Annotated in this window: 12 protein-coding genes; 4 read left to right on the top strand and 8 right to left on the bottom strand. The window is 47.1% G+C overall.

Annotated features, from left to right (window positions below):
* The 3 genes from mreD to KDM90_RS15940 form a co-directional block, all read right to left on the bottom strand.
* Entirely contained in the window at positions 1–516 is a 516-nt protein-coding gene (gene mreD / locus KDM90_RS15950; RefSeq protein ID WP_212676629.1) for a rod shape-determining protein MreD, read from the bottom strand.
* Positions 513–1,724 (bottom strand): rod shape-determining protein MreC, encoded by a 1,212-nt coding sequence (gene mreC / locus KDM90_RS15945; protein WP_230409850.1) that lies wholly within the window; start codon positions 1,722–1,724, stop codon positions 513–515. The genes mreD and mreC overlap by 4 nt, the downstream gene beginning before the upstream one ends.
* 97 nt (positions 1,725–1,821) lie before the next feature.
* On the bottom strand, positions 1,822–2,856 hold the full coding sequence (locus KDM90_RS15940) for a rod shape-determining protein (RefSeq protein ID WP_186941084.1): 1,035 nt from the start codon (positions 2,854–2,856) through the stop codon (positions 1,822–1,824).
* Positions 2,857–3,401: 545 nt separating this feature from the next.
* Here KDM90_RS15940 and gatC point away from each other — a divergent pair.
* The 4 genes from gatC to KDM90_RS15920 all read left to right on the top strand — a co-directional run bounded on the left by gatC (position 3,402) and on the right by KDM90_RS15920 (position 8,257).
* Positions 3,402–3,704: an Asp-tRNA(Asn)/Glu-tRNA(Gln) amidotransferase subunit GatC gene (gatC, locus tag KDM90_RS15935; protein ID WP_212676628.1), complete on the top strand. Its 303-nt coding sequence runs from the start codon at positions 3,402–3,404 to the stop codon at positions 3,702–3,704.
* A gap of 139 nt (positions 3,705–3,843) precedes the next feature.
* The gene (gene gatA / locus KDM90_RS15930; protein WP_212676627.1) at positions 3,844–5,298 is read left to right on the top strand and encodes an Asp-tRNA(Asn)/Glu-tRNA(Gln) amidotransferase subunit GatA; all 1,455 of its coding nucleotides are present in this window, start codon (positions 3,844–3,846) and stop codon (positions 5,296–5,298) included.
* 159 nt (positions 5,299–5,457) lie between these two features.
* Entirely contained in the window at positions 5,458–6,948 is a 1,491-nt protein-coding gene (gene gatB / locus KDM90_RS15925) for an Asp-tRNA(Asn)/Glu-tRNA(Gln) amidotransferase subunit GatB (RefSeq protein ID WP_438947444.1), read from the top strand.
* A gap of 169 nt (positions 6,949–7,117) precedes the next feature.
* On the top strand, positions 7,118–8,257 hold the full coding sequence (locus KDM90_RS15920) for a GNAT family N-acetyltransferase (RefSeq protein ID WP_212676625.1): 1,140 nt from the start codon (positions 7,118–7,120) through the stop codon (positions 8,255–8,257).
* 41 nt (positions 8,258–8,298) lie between these two features.
* Here the strand turns inward: KDM90_RS15920 and KDM90_RS15915 are convergent, their stop codons facing one another.
* The 5 genes from KDM90_RS15915 to KDM90_RS18175 form a co-directional block, all read right to left on the bottom strand.
* The gene (locus KDM90_RS15915; RefSeq protein WP_212676624.1) at positions 8,299–10,935 is read right to left on the bottom strand and encodes a Mur ligase family protein; all 2,637 of its coding nucleotides are present in this window, start codon (positions 10,933–10,935) and stop codon (positions 8,299–8,301) included.
* Positions 10,936–11,127: 192 nt separating this feature from the next.
* Complete coding sequence (locus KDM90_RS15910; RefSeq protein WP_212676623.1) at positions 11,128–12,474, bottom strand: TolC family outer membrane protein; 1,347 nt, start codon at positions 12,472–12,474, stop codon at positions 11,128–11,130.
* Between the two features lie 2 nt (positions 12,475–12,476).
* Positions 12,477–13,850, bottom strand: a complete 1,374-nt coding sequence (locus tag KDM90_RS15905) for an HlyD family type I secretion periplasmic adaptor subunit (RefSeq protein ID WP_212676622.1) — start codon at positions 13,848–13,850, stop codon at positions 12,477–12,479.
* Between the two features lie 2 nt (positions 13,851–13,852).
* Complete coding sequence (locus KDM90_RS15900; protein ID WP_212676621.1) at positions 13,853–15,718, bottom strand: type I secretion system permease/ATPase; 1,866 nt, start codon at positions 15,716–15,718, stop codon at positions 13,853–13,855.
* 476 nt (positions 15,719–16,194) lie between these two features.
* Complete coding sequence (locus KDM90_RS18175) at positions 16,195–21,561, bottom strand: DUF4214 domain-containing protein (RefSeq protein ID WP_212676620.1); 5,367 nt, start codon at positions 21,559–21,561, stop codon at positions 16,195–16,197.
* Between the last annotated feature and the right edge of the window lie 294 nt (positions 21,562–21,855).

The raw sequence follows: 21,855 nt of genomic DNA, 5'->3' as shown, positions 1-21,855 counted from the left end.
CTAAATCGGACGCGTATCGTCTTTATCGACTGGGCGGCGTTGCGGTGCCAACAGCAACCAACTTGCAATCGGCCAAAGAGCGGTGGTCACCACGCATTCTAAGAAAAACAACCATCCAGGGAAATGCGAATCCGATGACAATAATCGCACTGCCAACTGTATTAATTGCACGCCGAGGAACAGCGGGAACACCTGCAAACTTTGCACCAAGGGAGGGAACCACAAAACACGGCGGTGGATAGAGATGGCGAAGTACGATAGCAAAGTAAAGGCCAGTGCGTTTTCACCTAGATAGACAGCGTCATGGACATCCATCAATAGTCCCATCGCAAAGGCGACACCGATCCCCACTTTGCGCGGTTGATGAATACTCCAAAAGACCAGTACCAATGCAACAAAATCCGGAACTCCGACGTGTACGCCCCAAGGAAATAAGTTCAACATGAATGCACCCAATAAGCTGAGTGCAATGAAGAATGAATTAACAGGTAATAAAATGTAGTGAGGATGATTCATTTTTTATCCTCTTTCACTGAACTTGCGGGACGTGGATTCGCTTCGACCTTTGGTGCCTTAGCAGTCTTGACAGTTTGCGTTGCGCCCGCATTCGTGGCGCGATCCGCTGGCTGTGCTGTCGCGCCAGCATTCTCCCCACTGGGGACGGTCTCCGCAACATTCTCTTTTGTGATGGGCAAGCTGGTTGCTGGCGAAGTCCCATTTTCTTGCAAGGGGACGGCCTCCTTCGCATTACTCTTCTCATTTTCCTTAACCGAATCGCGCGTCACACGTCGATTAATTTTTTCCTTCTTGGTTCGCTCTTCCTCAGATTCGGGTGGCGCGATATGATCGGTTTCAACGAGTAGAATCAGTAGTTGCTTGTGTTGTTCTATGCCAGCCACCGGCGTACATAAAACGACCTCAAAAGTGGTCGTTGCTTTACTCTCGACTTGCGCTACTTTTGCGACTTGAAGTCCGGGTGGGTATATTCCGTCGAGTCCTGAGGTGACTAGAATATCGCCAAGTTTAATATCCGCATTGCTGGTCACCCGCATATCAAGATAAGCAGAACGACCGCGTCCATTAATCACGCTACGCATACCACTACGCTCAACTTGCACCGGGATTGCTTGGTTTTTGTCAGTCAGCAACGTCACTTCAGAAGTCAGTGGAAAGACTCGCGTTACTTGACCTATCACGCCTCGATCGTCAATCACAGGTTGACCAAGAGCCACTCCTTGTTGCATACCTTTATTCAAGATAATTTTGCGCGCGTATTCATCACGTGCATCATACAAAATCTCCGCCAATACGGATTTTCCTGGCGTGCGCTCTTTCAATTCTAAAAGCCGACGTAGTTGCGCATTTTCATTCGCCAGCGTTTGGCTACGTTGCACCGTTTGCGCCTGCAATATTTGCTGAGTCTTGAGCTCTTTTAATTCTTGTTGGAGGTGAACTGTTGAGGCAAAGTATTCTGCTAACTGCTTAGAAGCATCACGCGGCATGAGTACTAGCATTTGTAAAGGATGAAGAACCGTATTGACGACTTGCCGAACCAAGACCAGAGAATTGAGTCTTGAATCAACAACCAGCAGCGCGAGTGCAAAAACTGCGAAGAACACCACTTTTACACGCGCAGAGGCGCCCTGTTTAAAAAGTGGAGGAGGACTATGTTGCATAGGTTGACGCCAGCGAACAAGCAAAAAACTTAAAAAAAGATCTGGCATACCAATTCGCCAGATCTGACTTTACCCTGTATTTATACTGGTTGAGCGGCGTTCCGTTCTCAATGCAACGCCGCATACGACACAGATTGTTCAATCTTTACTCGTAAGAAAACAAGGATCCTAATTTATCCATGCGTTCTAAAGCCATTCCCGACCCGCGTACCACGCAAGTCAACGGCTCTTCGGCAACCAAAACAGGCAAACCCGTTTCTTCCATCAACAGACGATCAAGGTCACGTAACAAGGCGCCACCTCCGGTCAACATCATCCCCTTTTCAGCGATATCTGCACCGAGTTCTGGCGGCGTTTGTTCGAGCGCATTTTTAACAGCCGAAACAATGTTATTCAATGGATCGGTCAACGCTTCTAAAATTTCATTGCTTGAAATCGTAAAGGAACGTGGAATCCCTTCGGACAAGTTGCGTCCCTTAACTTCCATTTCCTTAATCTCTGAACCAGGGAAGGCAGAGCCGATTGTTTTCTTGATCGCTTCTGCAGTTTGCTCCCCAATCAACATGCCATAGTTACGACGAATATAATTAACGATTGCTTCGTCAAATTTATCGCCACCAACACGCACGGAGCCTTTGTAAACCATACCACCGAGAGAAATCACACCCACTTCTGTCGTGCCACCGCCAATATCAACGACCATCGAACCAGTCGCATCAGAGACGGGCAAGCCTGCGCCAATCGCTGCAGCCATTGGTTCTTCGATCAAATACACTTGAGAAGCACCCGCACCCAATGCAGATTCACGAATTGCACGGCGCTCAACTTGGGTTGATCCACAAGGAACACAAATGATAATCCGTGGTGATGGTTTAAATAGCTTGGTGTCATGCACCATGCGAATAAACTGCTTGAGCATTTGCTCTGTCACAGTAAAGTCCGCAATCACACCGTCCTTCATTGGACGTATCGCTTCGATATTGCCTGGCACTTTACCCAACATCTGTTTGGCTTCTTTACCCACTGCTTGAATTGTCTTCTTGCCGTTGGGACCGCCTTCTTGGCGAATCGCGACCACGGAAGGCTCGTCCAAAACGATACCTTGACCACGCACATAAATCAGCGTGTTAGCTGTGCCGAGATCGATAGCTAAATCATTACTACGAAAAAAACCAAACATGTAAATTCCTGTGTGTTCTGTATTGTCGATATGGCGTCAATATTGAATTGACTTGCACAGCAACTTTGCTGCGCAAAAAATTGTTTACCCCCGATGTACATCTAGGCACAAAAAGCCCTTATTCTCAGGATGACTAGGCACAAAAAAATGGTCAATCAAACAGAAATTAGGTTTTTTTAAATGAATTTAGCTGCAAATAAGCGGAAATTTCAAAATTCCCCATGCAACGTTTGCACCGCGACAACCCATTCAAAACTTTCTCCACCATTACATCAAAATCACTAATTCAGCCAACAAACTCGGCATCTTCGGCGATTTTAAGAGTATTAACCCGACATTCTACCTTATAATCCTAGAAATCATAGGTTATCCACCAAATAGAATTTGCAGCAATCTTGCGGCCAATTCAACGATTTTCGCAATCCATTACAGATATATTAAAAACACAATTTTTATGTCTCTGTCGGTTGCAGGTTATAGCTACATTTCATTATCTTCAACATCATTTTGGCGCGCATTTATCGCGTCGCAGGACGTAGTCAATCATGTCATTAGAACTCAACGATGTAAAACGCATCGCCAATCTCGCTAAACTCGATCTGTCCGAAGCTGAGGCCCAAAGTACACTGGATAAGCTCAACGGTTTTTTTACGATCGCTGAACAATTGAACGCCGTTGACACAACGGGAATTGAACCACTGAGTCATCCGCTTGCTGCATTGATGCCAGAATTTTGCCTGCGCCTCCGAGAAGATCAGGTGACCGAGTCAAATCAACGTGATGCCTACCAACGTGTCGCGCCAACGACGCAAGATGGACTTTATCTTGTTCCTAAAGTGATTGAGTAAAGATCGCTCACTTGGCCGTCTGTCGTCAACAAGCAAGTCGCACGACAGCAAGACTCGAACAATCGTACCGCGCATCGTTGACATAAAAACCGTTTGCGGTGCCACAGACAAAATACAAGTTCAAACGCTGAGAAAATCCATGCATACGCACTCTTTGAAACAACTCTCTGCAATGCTGCAGAACAAACAAGTCTCCGCTACAGAATTGGCTAGCCACTATTTAAATCGTATTGAGGCTAGTCAATACAATGCGTTCACCCATGTTGATCGTACGCTAAGCTTAGCGCAAGCAGCCCTCGCAGACCAACGTTTAGCGCAGGGGACCGCCAGTGCATTAACAGGCATCCCGATCGCGCATAAAGATATTTTTGTGACGCGAGATTGGCGCTCAACCGCTGGATCGCGCATGCTAGAAAATTACGTCAGCCCATTTAATGCGACTGTGGTTGAACTATTTAACCAAGCTGGAACCGTGACGCTAGGCAAACTTAATTGCGATGAATTTGCAATGGGTTCTGGGAATGAAAACTCTTACTTCGGACCGGTAAAAAACCCATGGGATCCCAGTGCAGTTCCTGGCGGTTCCTCAGGCGGATCAGCCGCCGCAGTGGCGGCGAGATTGACGCCTGCAGCGACTGGAACAGATACCGGAGGATCGATTCGCCAACCAGCTGCATTTTGCGGCGTGACTGGCATTAAGCCCACTTACGGTAGTGTTTCGCGCTTTGGCATGATCGCATTTGCATCCTCCTTAGACCAAGGTGGGCCTATTGCGCAAACAGCAGAGGATTGCAGTTGGCTGCTCAATGTCATGACAGGTTTTGACGAAAAAGATTCGACCAGCGTACAACGCGAACGTGAAGATTTTTCGCGCAATCTGGATCGCGAGCTGAAAGGCTTAAGGATTGGCGTTCCACGCGAATTCTTTGGCTCAGGCTTGGCAAGCGATGTTGAACAAGCGGTACGTGCGGCTTTATCTGAATACGAAAAATTAGGTGCCGAATTAGTCGAGATCTCACTACCAAAGACAGAACTATCGATCCCAGTGTATTACATCATTGCGCCGGCCGAAGCATCCTCAAATCTCAGCCGTTTCGATGGTGTTCGCTATGGACATCGTGCCGCCGAATACAAAGATTTAAATGATATGTATCGTAAGTCGCGCACGGAAGGATTTGGTGATGAAGTGAAACGTCGTATCTTGACGGGCGCCTATGTCTTATCCCATGGTTATTACGATGCTTACTACTTACAGGCACAAAAAATCCGTCGCCTGATCGCTCAAGATTTTCAAGCTGCATTTGCGCACTGTGATGTCATCATGGGCCCAGTCGCTCCGAGCGTTGCTTGGGATTTGGGCGACAAATCAGATGACCCAGTCGCGAACTACCTCGCCGATATTTTCACTTTATCGACAAGTTTGGCGGGCTTACCGGGTATGTCGATTCCCTGTGGTTTTGGTCAAGGTGAGAAAAATAGCAAACGTCCTGTTGGATTGCAGATTATTGGCAACTATTTTGCAGAAGCTAAGTTATTAAATGTCGCGCATCAATTCCAACAAGCGACCAATTGGCATACGCGATCACCAGAATAAATCGAAGGATGAGGAAGCGCAGTTCGACCACAATGTGACGAAGTTTTATTGAGATGAGTACGATTTTCCCAACTCACTGTCGAACCAAAGCGCAATCGATCATCCTTGCACCCACTCGCATTGGAGAGTGGACATAGAACAACGTTAGACTGAGAAAGAATTACTAAAGGATTCATTATGCAATGGGAAGTCGTCATCGGTTTTGAGACCCACGCGCAGCTCAAAACCCAATCTAAAATATTCAGCGGTTCATCCACACAATTTGGAGCAGAGCCCAATACGCAAGCTAGTCCCGTTGATCTGGCATTGCCAGGGGTACTACCCGTAATGAATAAAGGTGCCGTCGAAAAAGCGATTCAATTTGGTCTCGCCGTGGGTGCCACAATCGCACCAGAATCGATCTTTGCACGCAAAAATTACTTTTACCCAGATCTTCCCAAAGGCTATCAAATCAGCCAATTCGAAATCCCGGTCGTGCAGGGAGGATCAATTACTTGTGTGGTCGAAAAAGACGGAAAATCAGAAGTCAAAGTCATCGAACTGACACGCGCTCACCTAGAAGAAGATGCAGGAAAGTCGCTGCATGAAGATTATCAGGGCATGACGGGGATAGATTTAAATCGTGCAGGAACACCTCTACTGGAAATTGTGACCGAACCCGTGATGCGCAGCGCCGCCGAGGCCGTCGCTTATGCAAAAGCCTTGCACTCATTGGTGGTCTGGCTGGATATTTGTGATGGCAATATGCAAGAGGGCTCATTCCGCTGCGATGCAAACGTCTCCGTTCGTCCTGTTGGACAAAAAGAATTTGGCACGCGCTGTGAAATCAAGAACTTAAATTCCTTCCGCTTCCTGGAAGAAGCGATCAATATCGAGGTCCGTCGTCAAATTGAATTGATTGAAGACGGCGGCACGGTCGTGCAAGAGACCCGACTTTACGATCCAGATCGAAAAGAAACACGCTCGATGCGTAGCAAAGAAGATTCGCAAGATTATCGCTACTTCCCAGACCCCGATTTGCCACCGCTACGGATTAGCCGCGAATGGGTTGAACAAGTACGTAGCACGATGCCAGAACTACCAACGGCAATGCGTTCACGTTTCAGTACGCAATATGCCTTATCCGACTACGACGCAATGATCATCACGCAATCGAAAGCAATGGCGGCCTATTTCGAAACTGCGATCTCTGCCTCAGCAGGCGGCGACCAAGCCGCGCAAGCAAAACAAATTGCCAACTGGTTAATGGGCGATGTGTCATCCACACTCAATCGCGAAGGAATAGAAATCCAGGACATCCCAGTGAGTGCAGCACAACTCGCGGTGCTATTGCAAAGAATTACCGATGGCACGATTTCCAACAAAATCGCCAAAGAGGTGTTCGCAGCCATGTGGCAAGCACCTTCGTCCGATATCCATTTAGCGGACCAAGTGATTGATGCCAAAGGATTAAAGCAAATTTCGGACGTTGGTGCCCTAGAAAAAATCATCGATGAAGTCATGGCAGCCAATCAGCAATCCGTTGATGAATACCGTGCTGGCAAAGAAAAAGCCTTTAATGCATTGGTAGGGCAAGCAATGAAGGCGACTAAAGGCAAAGGCAATCCAGCTCAGGTGAATGAATTGCTCAAGAAAAAATTAGCTGGATAAGCGCAACACAAAAAACGCGGCAAGTCTATTCTCTCATCACCGCAATAGACTTGCATCCGCTCCATCTCCTTCACTTGCGCGAAATGCATAGGTGGTCAGAGACCTTGCTGGCGCTAGTTTGCAATGTATTCTGCCCCTATCTTTTTCTGCATTCTCAGATTGATTTCGCATGCAACTCTCTATCCATTCGAGTATCCAACAATTCAACGAAGCCGAATGGAACATCTGCGCGGGAGATCACCCATACGTTCAATTTGGCATGTTGAAAGCATTAGAAGACTCTGGGTCTTGCACTAGCGAACGTGGCACAATACTTCGTTACTTTAGTCTTAGGAACAAGCAAGGAAAACTTCTCGCGTGCGCCCCAGCGATGATCAAAATAGGGAATAAACGAGAATTTGGACCAGAAATTGTCTGGTTACAGCAAGGCACAAATCAAGGCAAATTTGCTTGGCCAAAATTTCAAATTGGTATCCCTTTTTTCCCTATGGCAGGTCCCAAACTCCTAATACACCCAGATCAAGATGCTACAAAGATAGAAAAATTATTAGTGCAAGCGATTACGCGCTATGTATTCGGACGTACGCCGTACACAGTCTTCAATATCATGCACTTAGAGCGGAACAACGCAGAAAGAATCTTTCCACCTGCACAGCCGGTTTTACAAGACAACACAAATCCTATTGCGGTAATGAGCCACGAATATCGTAGCATTTGGAGAAACCAAGAGTATGCCAATTACAGCGCTTACGAAAATAGTCTCCCAAGCCGAAAGCGCTATGCCTACCGCAAGGAACGTCGACGTGCTCGCCATGCAGACTTAACGTTTCAAGTACTGAACGGTCACGAAGTGCAAGAAGATTTCTGGAAAGACTTTTATCGCGGACATAGCATGGTCTGCGCTCAACACGGCAACGCGGCATGGCTGCCGGAACAATTCTATCTGGAGATGGGAACTCATCTTGCACCACAAATTGTGGTGTTCGCCGCCTTCCGCGAGCAACAGTATGTCGCAGCAGTATTAGCATTTCGAGACAACAATTATTTGTACACACAAACTTGGAGTTGTGTCGAAGAGCAACGCCACCTCTGTTTTGAACTATTGTGTCACATGCCAATTGACTATGCGATCGAACATCGCCTACACAGTATCGATTCAGGACTCAGCGCTGCCCATAAAGTATCACGCGGATTTCTGGAAGAGCCTATTGCGAATGTACATTGGTTCAAAGACACCGCACTTCAAGCAATTGCACAATCGCATCTCGACTTGAAGTTAGATAACGCAATGAATGAAATAAGCAACTAGGAAGTCGATCCGCAGTCTATAAGACGATGCCAACTTTCACCTTATGCAATCAGATGCGGCAAAGCCAATCCTTCTTCACTCAATACGACCACGAGGTCGCCCGCTTGCGCCAGACTCAAGGCGCGTTTGATTCCATTTTCATCGTCGGGAAATTGTTCAATTTGCGCACTTGATATTCCCGCATCGCGCAATTGTTCCGTATAGAAATCCAACATAATCTGTGCCGGATTATCGCCCTGATAGTCAGGGCATTGCTCTGCCAAATGACGGTTTTGTCCGAGAATAAAATGCTCAAATTGCCCAGCCAACATGGGAGCGATTTCGCGCAAATGCTGTGCACTACGATTGCCAATTTGGTAGCTAGCCAGAATCTTTCTACGTGCGGGAATCTGACTGAGCAATTCACATAAATGGCGAATACCATCGGGATTATGTGCGTAATCCAGTAAAACTTGGAAAGGAAATCCGGAGATAAAATTGAACCGCCCAGGATTCATTTCTACGGTACATTGAAACTCACTGAGTGCAGTCTTTATCACCGACAATGCGATGCCATGGCCAATTGCCATACCGACAGCAAACATGGCATTCATTTCGTTGTGTCGAATCAATCCATTCATTGTCGCCGGAATAGCCTTGAACGGCATGAGTACTTTGACCTGGCCTGCGTGATGGATTGCAATACTAAGTTGTCCATCGTGCTCCAACGGATAAATCGCACAATGCCCTACTGCGACATGCTGCGAAATTTCAGGGCTATGGGGATAACGGCTTATCAAGATCGTGTGCGCTGCACGGCTTCGCTCAAGCATCGCCATGCAAAGTGGGTCGTCTGCGTTCACGACGATGGCTCTGGTTGCACGCTCTAAAACTTGCGCCTTCAAACTCGCCATTTGCTCTAGGCTGCTAATACCATGTTCGCCAATGTGGTCGTTCTGAACATTGAGCAAAGCAGCCACATCATAGACATCGGCTGGGTGTCCAAATCCTAACAGGCCTTTTCGCGGCAATTCAATGACTGCTGCCTCAACGCTCGAATCAGCAAACAATAGATTGGCTCCTGGAAGCCCAGATAAATTATCATCATGGATCTTATCGCGACCGATCCACGTACCTTGAGTAGTACAAACACCCGACTGCTTGCCGGCAGCCATCCAAACTTGATGCATCATCTGGGATGTGGTGGTCTTCCCATTCGTGCCCGAAATGGCCGTCGTTGGAATGCGTGAAGCTGCATCAGCAAATAACCAGTCGACGATCTCACCATTCAGATCTCGCTGGGGATCGCCTAACCAATGGACGCGCAATCCTGGTTGCGCATTGACCTCGCAAATTGCGCCCCCCACCTCTCGCCACGAACGTGCAATATCCGGACAAATAAAATCGATTCCAGCAATATCTAGTCCAATAACTCGCGCTGCTCGCTCCACTAAAATTTTATTATCCGGATGCACCAAATCGGTGACATCGGTCGCGGTACCCCCTGCACTAATATTCGCAATTCGGCGCAGTGCGATAAATTGCCCTGAAGCAGGAATCGAATCAAGCTGCAATTCTTGACGTGACAGACAGATCAAGGCTTCCTCATCGAGACGCAGACTGATCAGCATCGAACGCTTATCCTCACCACGATGTGGGCTGTTATTTTCAATCGCGACTAACTCTGCAACGGTATGTAGGCCATCCCCCATCACCCCGCCTGGTGTGCGTTTGGTGGCAATCGTAAATCGTCCACCGACCACCAATAAGCGATGGTCATCACCCCACACATGTTTTTCAACAATCACACTGTGCTTGCCGAGACGCATTGCATTTTCAAATGCGCGAAAATAGGACTCTTCATCGCGAATATCGGGAACCACGCCCACACCTTGATCGAGGTTACTGGGCTTGACCACCACGGGAAAACCTATCCGTTTAGCAAAAAGTAAACCGGTGGCGGGATCAGTAAATATCTCACTTTCCGGGACGGGGATCGCAGCTGCCAATAGATAGCGATTGGTTTGGGCTTTTTGTTTCGCGACAGCCACGCCAATATTGCTCGTCCTATCTGTAAACGTGCTATTCAAACGGCGGGCATTCTTGCCTTGCCCGAGTCGCAACACGCCCAATTGCGTAAAGCAAGGAATGCCTCTTTTCTTCGCTGCCAATGCAAAACGATAGGTACTAGGAATTAGCGCAGTCGGCGACAGACCTTCCCACCAACGCTCGAAATCACGAGCAAGTATTTTCTCGTCTTCGGGATCCGGGTTTTCCGCACACATCAACACGAAGTAGCGCAGAGCAAAATTCACGATAGGCGTTAAAGTCGCTTTACTGTCATATGCAACAGCAATATTCCAATAGGTGTCCCCGCGACGTGCGCACTGCCCTTGTAGTACAGGAATACGCGCCATGCGTTGAAGTACGATGATTAGACCGATCAACCAATCATCAATCGTGACAGCCTCGGTCGCTGTTTTACTAAACTGTGCGATCCCTTTAGCTTGATCGATATCCCAGAGATTAGGATGAGTCAAGAGACCGAGACGTTGAAAATTGTTTTGTAAATGACCGGCGACACGATCCCAATCTTGAATGGGCTCTGAAATCGTAATGTCTATCCAAGCGGTTCTATCACTAAGACCAGCGGCGCATCCACGCAGACATTGAATGGATTTAACTGTGAATGTGGCCATCAGAATTTTTTAAAAGTTGGGAGTCAAAATTGAGACATTGAATCAGAGTGGCATTCGAATGTCTATGCTTAGTTTCAGGAACTAGTGGAATTAGAGTATCGCAATTGAAAAAGCAAAAAGCCTTAAAATTCGCAAGAATCCAAGGCTTTTCGCTTTAGCGTAACTACTGTTTCAACAATGTTCCGGCGAAAGCTATTGCTGGAAATAACTGGAAACTGTTTGCAGATCGCCGTAGCTCACATCGCCGGCCACAACCTTCAGCTTGACGAAAGCCAACAAATGGCCGTAGCGCGCAGCGGTTAGGTCACGTCTTGCTGCAACCAATTGTTGTTGTGCGCTGAGCAAATCGGCATTAATACGAATACCGCCTTTGACGCTTTGTTTTGTGGCTTCGACCAGAGCGGTGGCAGTAGCCACTGAGTTCTGCATGGCTCTGATCTTACTCAAGCTACTACGCGAAGCATTAAACTCTTTACGCAACTCGACCAACATTCTTCCGCGTAAGGCATCACGATCGGCAATGGCTTTTTCTTTTTGCGCGACTGCTTGCTTACTCACTGCATTCGCATAACCACCAGAGTAAATTGGAATGGTTAATTGCACGCCAGCGGTACGAATATTATTGTCCTGGCGTTGAGTCGACACCGTTTCAGATTTACCGTGATTAAAATTGCCGTTAAATTCTAAGCGTGGTGCATGCGCGGCACGACTCTTTGCCACTTCTTGTTCCGCAACTTCGACAGCCAGATTGGCGGCACGCAACTCTGGATTATTCTTTTCTGCTTTTTCCTGCCAACTTGGATAATCACCCTGCACCAGATCATTGACCGAAATGTCAGTGGCTAAGGTGTCGATACTCAATACCTCTTCCCCAACAATATTCGACAATGCATTACGCGCATTAATCAAATTGTCGTTCGCTTCGATCAATTGCGATTCGGCGATGTCCAGCTTAGACTGGGTTTCGAGCATATCTGTTTTGGTGCCCTCACCTTTTTCGAATAATCGGTCATTCAAGCGCTTCTGCTCAGCATACGAATCGCGCTGTGCTGTATACAGCCGCAACTGGTCTTCCGCATAGCTCACGTCGACATAAGCGGTCATCAAACGGACGATCAACTCCGCGCTGCGGCCCTCGAACTGTGCATCACTCAACTTGGTCTGCGCCTGCCCCTGTTTAAAGCGGGCATACCCTTCCAAATTGAATATTGATTGACGGACTGACACGCTTTTACTCGAGCTGGCGTAGTCGAGATTCGTCTCGCGCAATCGCCCTAAAATATCCGGGGCGATCTGTTCGCCTTTGTTCTTACTCGTCGTGTACCCATACTGCACTTGCGGCAGCAACCCAGCACGTCCCAACACCTCGTACTGTTGGCCACTTTGATTGTCAGCTTTGGCTGATCGGTATTGCGGATCGTTCTTCAGCGCTGCTTGATACGCCTGCAGCAAACTAATTGCGGAACTTGGAACCGCATGCAGCAGCATTGCTGTGCAAGCGGCAGAAATGATTGTTTTGCGCAATAAAGTCGATCCCATGATTACTCCTCTTTCATTGCTGCGGCAGCACGTGTATGGATAGGGCCGAGCAAGTAATTCATCATCGTGCGTTCACCTGTGATGACCACCATTTGCACTGGCATACCCGGACGGATTTGGAACTCTTCCAAGGCGCGCATGCCTTCTTTCGTCACGCCAGCGAGCACTTTGTAGTAAGGGGTTCCGGTTTTCTCATCGATGGAGCGATCAGCAGCAACATGCAAGACATAGCCATGAATCTTCGGTGTCGTTTTGGCGTTGAATGCGGAGAAGATCAATTCAACTTTCAAATCTTTATGAACTTTATCAATCAAATTAACCGGCAACATACCTTCGACAATCAAGGAATCTTTTGCAGGCACCACTTCCATCAATTTGAAGCCACTCGGCACAATAGCACCAACGGTATAAATGCTGGAACTCACGATTTCACCATCAACTGGCGCTTTAACCTCGACGTTTTCATAATCACGCTCTAAGGCCATCGTGCGAGCACGTAAGGCATCCACTTCTTTTTGGGTATCCGACAGCATTGCTCGGATTTCCTTTTGATATTCTTGTTGACGCTGTACTTTACGCAAGCCTAATTCAGCGATTTGACTTTGCATTTTGCCGATGCTGCCATTGTCCTCTGCGATTGAACCTAAGGTTTGAGAGTATTGACGTTCAACGTCCAATAAGCGATTGCGTGCGATGTAGCCGTCTTTCGCCAACTCACGCAAGCTTTCAACTTGTTCCTTCAAAAAGCCCATTTGCTGCTTCTTGGTGACCATGGATTCTTTCAATCCGTTCACTTGAATTTTCAAGCCTTCGATATTTTCATCGATTGCACGAAGTTCGCTTTGCATCGAGCTACGACGCGCATTAAAGAGCTGCTGTTGGGTAGCAATCAGGCTTGCAGCACGTGGATCGTTTTTGTCTTTCAACAAACTTGCAGGAAACACGACCGCAGATAAATTATCTCGCTCAGCTTCTAAGCGTGCGAGGCTAGCAACGGCACTATAAGTTTGCGCACGCGCCATCTCCAAGGCAGAAAATGCCGCAACTTTATTCATACGCATCAGGACTTGTCCTGCTTTCACAACGTCACCGTCTTTTACCAAGATCTCGTCCACAGTCGCCGCGCTAGGTGCTTGAACAACTTTGCGGTTGGACGCAGCGATCACGTTACCCGACAAAGGCACACCTTGATCAAGCGGGGCGAATGATGCCCAAACGATGAAACCGATCACACCGACTAAGACGATCAGCCATCCTAGGCGAGAATAGCCACTTGCGTCCGTGTTCAACTCAATGACGTCTTCCGTGGCAACCACATCCGTAACTTCGGAGGGCTGAGTTTTGCTGCTCAATTTATTTATCAATTGATTCTTCATACTTATTCCTTATCATCCGCAGCGGCGGCAATGCGTGCATCCGTGTCAGCTGGCGGTTCAGTTGCCGCACTCGGATTGCTAACGTTCGTGGGTGCATTTGGATTCACTGGTGGACGTGCTGTGCCGGCTTGTGGATTGCCTGCTTGTCCGCCTTGAAGTTGCTGCATGGCTTGCTGCTGTGCCTGTTTCAAAGCCATTAAGACTTGATCGCGAGGACCGAACGCGACCACGGCACCGTCTTTCAAGACTAGCAATTTATTTGTTGCGCCCAATACCGATTGACGATGCGTAATCAAGACCACCGTTTTCCCTAATTGACGGAAGTTGTTAATCGCCACGACTAAGGCTTGCTCACCTACTTCGTCCAGATTCGAATTGGGCTCGTCGAGCACCAAAATCGAAGGGTCGTTATACATGGCACGCGCCAATCCTATGCGTTGCTTTTGACCACCAGACAAACCCGCACCTGCTTCACCCATTACGGTGTCATAGCCTTTTGGGAAATGCAAAATCATGTCGTGAACGCCAGCCAATTTCGCTGCCGCAACCACTTTCTCAGAATCGATTTCACCAAAGCGGGCGATATTTTCAGCGATACTGCCGCCAAACAATTCGATATCTTGTGGCAGATAACCAATCGCATGACCGACTTGGTCTTTGTTCCATTGATAAATATCTGCACCGTCTAAACGTACTTTGCCCACCGCTGCAGGCCATACACCCACCAATAGACGAGCGAGAGTCGATTTGCCGGAACCAGATGGTCCAACCACACCCAACACATCACCGGGTTGAACTGCAAAGTTCACGCCTTTCAATACCGCTGCCGGTGCGCCTGGAGGGGCAGCAGTCACGCCTTCGACACTCAAATGCCCCTCAGGCTTGGGCAATTCCATACCAGGAACACGGGCTGGATTGGCTGCCAATAATTCATTCAAACGTTGATAGGCGCTACGTACCGATCCCCATTGCTTCCAAACACCAATTAATTGATCAATCGGACCTGTAGCTTTACCTAAAAGAATCGAGCCAGCGATCATCATCCCTGGCGACATTTTGTGTTCTAGCACCAATAAAGCGCCAAAACCAAGGATCAGAGATTGCATCGAGACGCGGACAAATTTACTCAACGCGGTCACAATGCCGGACTTTTCACTGGCTTCTGCTTGCAAATGCAAAAATTTAGAGTGGAGCTTGTACCAGCGTGCCATCAAGTTAGGCAGCATCCCCATGGCTTCAATCACTTCCGCATTGCGCAGATTGTTGGTTGCCAAATTGCTTGATGCGACAGCCAAGCTATTCGCTTCTGCCAAGGGTTTTTTCGAGACTTTTTCATTCCAATATGCCAGCGCTGTCATGATCGAGACACCGACGATCGCAAACAAGCCCAAGGAATAGTCAAACATAAACATCAAGGCGATGTAAAACGGAAACCATGGTGCGTCGAAGAACGCGAATAATCCAGATCCCGTCAAAAACTGACGAATTTGAGTTAAGTCTTGCAAGGCTTGACCCGCATTGGTTCCACCACGCTTCAAGTTTTGTTCAAATGCCGCCGTGTAGATACGCTTATTCATCTGCATATCGAGTTTGGCACCTAAGCGAATCGAGACGAAGCTACGCACAAATTCTAAGGTGCTCATTAAGGCATAAGCGCCGAGCATAATGACGGTCAACATCAATAAAGTCATTTCATTTTGACTTTGTAAGACACGATCATAAATCTGCATCATGTACAGTGATGGGACTAGCATCAAAAGATTCAAAATGGCACTAAAAATGCCTATCGAGCGGAACGTGCTTTTAAACGTCGACAAAACGTCGAGAATTTCGTTTTTAGGTAAAGCCGTGTTGGGTTTAGCTGTCATAAATCAGTTTGCACGTTGACGTGCCCATTATCAAAGACGATTGTTTTTTTGATGTCATCTTAAGGGTGATTTACCCTGACATCACACAGAAAGAGCGCGTATTATCCTCGCTCGCTCTTGATTAAAATGTGACGTAGATCACATTTTTCGAAATCATACTCCCAAGTTTGGGACAAATCTACAGAAACTTTGTAACCAATTGAATTTATTTTGACTGCACAAAAATAAATGCTGGCAAGAATTCAGGGAAGTCCGTCTCATGAACTAAGAGTTACGGTCGAATTCGCTCGCCGAGATCGAGAATTGCATCTGTCATCGTGCCTGCAATCAAGACCCCAATAGCGATTCCAATCACTGTTCAAATAGCGATGCAAGCAGTGTCGCTATCGCATCACCAATAGAAAAACCCCAGCCCTCTTGCGAGGACCGGGGTTTTTTTAGATCACAGCCCGAAACATCCGGGCCATCAACTCAGATTAGAGGTCTGTGTTGAAGTTTGCTTGTGTGATTGTACCAGTCAAACCAACCAATACGATTGCCAAGTCATTCGTGTCGATATCGCCAGAATTATTGGTATCTACATAGATTGTGTTTTCGTTTTGTACATAAACAACTTGCAGATCAGTGCCTGTGCTCAACAACGCTGTGTTTGCCAAGTTAGCGTTCGCGAAGTTACCAACGAACTTAACATGGTTGCCAGAGAAGCTGAACAAGTCATTGAACGCATCCAATACGTTGTCCAAATCGATGTAATCACCGTTAGTTGTGTCATCGTAAGTATTTGCTGCTGTATCGTTGTTGTCAACGGTACCTGCTGCAAAACCATGGATCGTATCAGTTGTTGAACCAGAAGATTCAGTTGCGTCATCGTAGAAGAACCAGTCAGAGCCAGTTCCGCCAGTCAAATCATCCGCACCAACACCACCGTAGATGAAGTCATCACCAGAGCCACCGTCGATTGTATCGTCACCAACAAAACCGTAAAGAACGTCGTTACCAGAACCACCGTTGATCACGTCTGCATCACCAACGAAGATCACAACATCATTGTCTTCACCAGCGCTGTAGACAGTTTGCGCCACTGCTGCGGTTGTTGCTACATGACCGATAGAGCCACCGTCACCACCAGACAAGCTTACAACTGGTGCTGTGAATGACGCACCCGCTGTTGTGCCAGTGATTGTGAATGTAGTTGCGCTTGTTGCTGATACTGAGTATGAATTGGCTGCATCAGTAGAACTCAAGCCTTCCAACCATGCATCGAGACCATTGATCAATGTTTGCAATTCGGCTTGCGTTGCTGTGCCTGTTGCCACAACTGCGCCACCTGTAGTGTAGTTAGAACCACCGATTACGAATTGCAGAGACTCACCATTTTCCAAATCACCTACAGTGTAAGTATCAACTTGCGCTGTACCTGCTGCTGCAATGAAAGAAGATGTGAAGCCATCAACGTCAGCATCGTTCACTTGTGCCAAAGTTTGTACTAAGGACAATGTGCCAGCTGCTGTGTCGATTGCGAAGCTGTAGTTTTCTTCAACAGTCGTTGTATCAGCCAAATCTTTGTTGAACATTGCCAACAACTCTGTCAAAACTGCAGCACGTGTCAAGCCATTGGATGTACCGTCGTAAGCATCTGGACCTGATGTTGCGTCAGAAGCAGCAACAGTCACCGAGTTAGTGATACCGTCGATTGCTACAGTCACCACGTCACCAGCACGGAATGTTTCTGTATCGATAGTCAAGACTTCGTTGACTTCACCGAATGAATCACCCCAGATCATGTCTTCACCAGCGTTACCTTCTAATGTATCGCCCATTTGGCCACCGATGATCAAGTCATCGTTTTGTGTGCCTTTAACGATCAATACAGAGTCAGTTTCTGCCTCGCCGTTGAAAACCATACCGCCAGTGTCAGTGTTTTCATTGTCAGCATCATAGTAGTCTGTGTTTTCGATACCAGACGCGTCAAATGTCAACTCATCTGTGGACCATGCGTCATCCAATTCTACTGAGATGTAGCTGTCTTCTGTTGCATAACCATCTGCATCCGGCTCAGTATTGTCAACCAATACGATCTTGTCGATGCTACCGTTAGTCACGTTCAATGCAAAGAAACCATCGCTACCAGCGTTACCAGCGATAGCTGCATCGTTACCGATGATTGTGTCTTCACCATCGTTGCCAGCAGTGCTGTCATAGCCTACTGTCAAGTTCACAACAACAGATGCTTCGTCCAAACCTGTGTCAACAAAGTTCAAGCTACCGCCGCTGTTTGTTGTCATCGAGATGTCCAAATTAACGATGTCTTCATCTTCATCGCTATCTTGGTTGTCGATAGTCAAGTTAGTTTCGCCAGATGCTGTTGCATCGATGACCAAAGTTGCATCGTGTTCTGCGTCAACAACGAAGTTTTCGCCGATGACCAAGTCAGTGTGTTGTACAGAGTAGATGTCACCGTCTGTGAACAAGATTGTGTCGATACCAGTTACCGCTGCTGCTTCGTCCAAAACAACTACATTGCTGTCTTCGCCGCCAGTAGAAACGATGTCCAGGATTTCAACGCCTTTGATGTGTTCGAAAACGTCATCATCTGTGTTGCTACCTGTGTAAGAACCGAGATCGTCTTCACCGTTAACTTGCAATGTATCGCGACCTGCGCCTGCATCGATGTAGTCAGCTTCGTCAGTCACATCTTTAGTGATCGTCGTTTGGTTGCTGCCATCCAAAGATTTGTTGTTTGCGCGTACATCGTCGAAGTACATGTCGATCACGTCGTCACCAGCACCCGTTGTGATGTGGTAGTTGTTTTCTTGTGTGACTTCGACGTTCGTGTCAGCAGCACCAGTGGATGTGATGGTGTCAACACTCAAGTTATCCAATGTCAAAGTTGTACCAGCAACAGAACCATTCACAACTACAGAAGTTGCAACCAATTTGCTGCCTTCTTCGTACAAGTTGCTTGGATCTTTAGATGCTGTGTGATTTGCATCGCCGAAACCATTGAAATCGATGTAGTGACCTTTATCATCCGCAGCCAAGTTAACAACAACGTTTTCTACACGTTTGTCATTGTCATCTGTTGTGGAAGATGTATCAGATTCCAACGCTGTTTGCGTTGCGCCCAATTCCAAGTCGATATCGAAAGAACCGCTACCAGAAGCGATGTTCAATGTGAATGTGTCTGCGTTGCCGCGTGCATTCGCCATGTTCACGTCGAGAACAACATCAACCAATTCGTCATCTTTCAATGCGCCTTTAGTCACGCCAGTTGCTTCGTTGGCTTTCAACGTCAAAGCGATGTCAGAACGCAGATTGTCTAATTCGAAGTAAGTCGATGTACCTGCTTCGTAGATTTCTGTCGCTGCAGTTTGCAACAATGCTTTTTCGTTAGAAACGAGGTTGATTGTTTTCAATGCAGAGTCAAAACGCATTACGTCAGCATAGATGTAACCATCTGTTTCGTCGTTATCGTTTTGTGTCACGCCTGTCGCTGTTTTTGTCGCAGCATCAATCTGGTTAGAGATTGTGAAGTTTGCTGTTTCGATACCAGTGATGTTAGCGTTGGTGTCATTGGATGTTGATGTAGCATTCACCCATGTTGTTGTGGATGTTACATTCACGCTGTCCAATGCAGTCACGTTCAATACGTCTGCACCGTCACCACCACGCAATTCTGCGTCAGTTGCAACGATAGTGGAGTCCATATTTGTTGTCTTAGACACAGTGCTGCTATCTGTGAAAGAAGCAACGTCATCGCCTGCGCCCAAATCAACGACCGCACCCAATGCATTCACAGAACCGTCTGCATTCACTTCTGCTTTACCAGATGTGTCAGCAGCCAAGATCGTGTTGTTTTTCAAAGAGACAGTCAATGTATCGTTGCCTGTACCAGCAGCTACAGATGCACCTTCAGCAACAGTTGCCAAAGTGATCTTGTCATTGCCTGCACCTGTGTCAACAGTTGCACCAACTTGGAAGAATGTGTCGTCCTTATTGCTATCTGTCAAAGAACCATTGTTCCAGTCAGCATCGCTCAACAAGCTAGCTACAGTCACGACGTCATCGCCATCGCCAGTCACGATAGAAGAAGCAGTCACTTGACCGAAAGTAGAGTTGCCTTTAGCAACGTCACCTGCTGTCGCACGCAAATCAGTTGCAGTTACTGTATCGTTACCTGCGCCTGTATCGATTTTGCCAGACAATGCAGCATTACCAACGTTACCGTTGATAGACACTTTATCCACGCCTGCGTTTGTTGTGATAGAGCCGCCGAAGTCAGCGCCATCGCCCAAAGCGATCAAGTCGTCGCCTGAACCAGAGGACACAACCAAAGCTTGGTCAGCATCGTCTTCACCAGAGTGATTGACAACGCTCAATGCCAAATCGCCAGTCATTGCAGAACCATTGACTGTCAAACCAGCAACGCTTTCGAGGTGAACAACTGCGCTCACATCACCAGTACCAGTGATCGTGAAGCTTTCCAAGTTGCCATCCATTACGCCACGGTTTGCTTCCATGTTAGCGGAAGAATCCATCAAGCCGATTTCAGCTTCTTCTTCACCGAACAATACGTCTGCACCAGCTTTCAAAGTGATGATTTCTGCGCCTGTGTTCAAACCATTGATTTCTGTGCCAGCTTTCGCATCGAAATTGATCGTTTGTTTCAAGTGTTGTACGCCATCAGCATCGATAGAGTCTTCTGCTTCGTTGTTTGGATAAGCGATCGACAATGTATCAACGTTAGCTGAGCCAGTGATTGTTGCGTTCACTGTTGTGAAACCGTAACCTTTATCTTCGGAGCTGTCGCCACCTTCAGAGATAGCGATATTGTGCAAACGAACATTGTTCAAGTTGACGTTCAATACGTCGTCTGTCGCTGTCAATACGTCTTCACGGTAGTTGAATTCAACGCTGCCGTTACGAGTTGCATTGGACAATGTCAAGTTCGTTGTTGTCTTATCCAAATCAGAGAAAGAAACATTCGTGTTGTCTGCAGTGATACGAGATACTTCCAAAGTTTTCAAGCCAGTTGAATCTTGGAAATTGATACCGCTGATAGAGCCAGTTACTTGGATCTTCGCAGTTTCGATACCTTTCAGAGTTGGCGTGATTGTGCCTTCTGAAGAGTCATTTGTATTACCGATTGTTGCATTCAAAGTTGGGTTTGTACCAACGCCTGTCAATTCATCTTCGTCTTGCAAGCTGTTGATCAAATCATTGCCGCCTGGTGTGTAGACTGGCACTGCTGTGAATACGTTTGCAGCAAATTTGTCGATGTTGTTTGTCAACACTTTTGCGTTTGTTGCTTCAATTGCTTGGTTAGCAGCTGCAGTACCGCCTGCACCAGCAGAAACCAATGGCAACAAGGAAGAAGCAAATGCGACGTCATTGCCGTTCAAATCAACAGCGTAGTGCAAGCCAACCGCTACTTTGTTGTTCAACAAAGATTGGGATGTCAACGCAGCTGCGTCTGTACCAGAGTAGTTAACAACTGCTGTCAACAACTCAGTGATCAATGTACCTTGAGCAGTTGCTTTCGTTGTCGCGCCTGCGCTCAATGTATTCAAACGTGCTGTCCAGTAGTCCAAACCTTGTTGGTCTGCAGCACGGCCCAATACGTTCACGTAGAACTTAGCAACGATTTCTTGGTTCGTCAGGTATGCAGGATAGTAAACACGTGCTGGAGCGACGTTGAACATATCTTGTGCAAGCGCTTGGAACGTTTTACCTGAATCTAATTGGCTCACCCAGTAACCCAAGCCATCTGCCTCTGGCGCGCGGCCGAAGAGGGAGACGTACAACTGGGCCACTTGCGTGCGCATTTGTGTAGTAACAGCCATGTGTGTAACTCCTAAAAGGAAATTAATTTAAAAAAACAGCAAGTAAGCCCTGTTGACTCACTTGTCGACGGTATAGTAAATACAGACAACAGAAATAAATGTGACATACATCACGTTTACAACTTTTTTTCGTAAATACAACAGGTCTTGCTGCGAAATTACTGCTTAACAAACTTTTTTATTGTTTGAAACTGACATGCGCAGTAGTCCAAGATTTTACTTCAGAACAGGATTGCAATGTAAACACTTGTTTGTATGTACATTGTAAGAATTTACTTTAAGTTTGTATTTGCC

The organism is Affinundibacterium fentianense, assembly GCF_018139545.1.
In the GTDB taxonomy this organism is placed as follows: Bacteria; Pseudomonadota; Gammaproteobacteria; order Burkholderiales; family Burkholderiaceae_D; genus Undibacterium; species Undibacterium fentianense.
This window is presented reverse-complemented; position numbering and strand designations above follow the sequence as displayed.